The 896-nt window shown below is 53.9% G+C and carries 1 protein-coding gene and 1 pseudogene; one reads left to right on the forward strand and one right to left on the reverse strand.

The genetic code is table 11. The features are described from left to right. Nucleotides 1-318 (forward strand): annotated as a pseudogene (locus tag J5224_RS30875) (peptidase M3); the annotation flags it as partial. Nucleotides 319-372: 54 nt separating this feature from the next. On the opposite strand, the gene J5224_RS30880 reads toward J5224_RS30875, so the two are convergent. Further along, a complete protein-coding gene (locus J5224_RS30880) occupies nt 373-687 on the reverse strand; it encodes a DNA-binding protein (protein ID WP_264628834.1) in 315 nt (104 codons plus the stop codon). Nucleotides 688-896 lie beyond the last annotated feature (209 nt).

Consider the following 896-nt stretch of genomic DNA (forward strand, 5'->3'; position numbering starts at 1 on the left):
TTTCTGGCCCTGCATTACTGGCGACCTGGCAACAGCGTCAGCCATGATGACACGCTGCGCAGTCTGACAGGCGAAGGGTTCAATCCGGCTTATCTGGCTCAGGCTTGTAATTTGACGGTTGAGCAGGCGTGGCAGCAGGCGCAAGCGGCTATCCAGCATGCCGCCCAGCATCCGCAACCTGAGGCTGATGCCGATTTGAACGCCCATATCCGTATTGTCGACGGTGCTCGCGTGCTGGCAGACAACCGCGATGGCGATAGTGCGATGTGCGAGGCGTTTGCTTTGTTTATTGAGCGCGAATATCCGCATATAGCGTGAATCGCTAAACCTTCTCGCTTCACCTCTGCCACCCGAGAGGGGTAAGGCGGCATACTATCGGCTGGCAGCAGGCGTAGTCAGTGGCTGTACGGCCAGACGCAATCCCATGGCCTTGAGGATTGCGGTCAGACTGCTCAATGCCGGATTGCCTTTGGGCGATAGCGTACGATATAACTGCGTGGGATTAAGGTGTGCTTGTTCGGCTACGCTCTGCACTCCGCCAAACGCTTGTGTGAGTTGGCGCAGAACGCTTAACAATTCCGGTTGGTCACCGTTGCTGAGAATATCATTGATTACCTCAAGAGCCAGAGCAGGATCGTTGCGGTAGAGCGTAGCCATTGCTTCGTCATGGGGTCTGCTTCTTTTCATCTTTGCCTCGTCGTTGCCCTGCGGCGGTCAAATAGTGCTCAATCTGATAGGTGTGCATTTTCGTTTATAAACGACTCTTCGTCAAGTGTGTTAACGCCTTGGCATTCCTCTACCGTATCGATGACTGACGACGGGCAACGGGATTGTCATGTCTAAGGTCATGGAGAACCTATTGGGGAGGGTAGCGTTGTGGTCACTAAAAGATCTAT

It is taken from the genome of Candidatus Symbiopectobacterium sp. NZEC135, from assembly GCF_025962695.1.

What these genes read in the sequence shown, in the direction of transcription:
- J5224_RS30880 (WP_264628834.1), bottom strand. Translation starts at nt 687, where the DNA reads ATGAAAAGAAGCAGACCCCATGACGAAGCAATGGCTACGCTCTACCGC.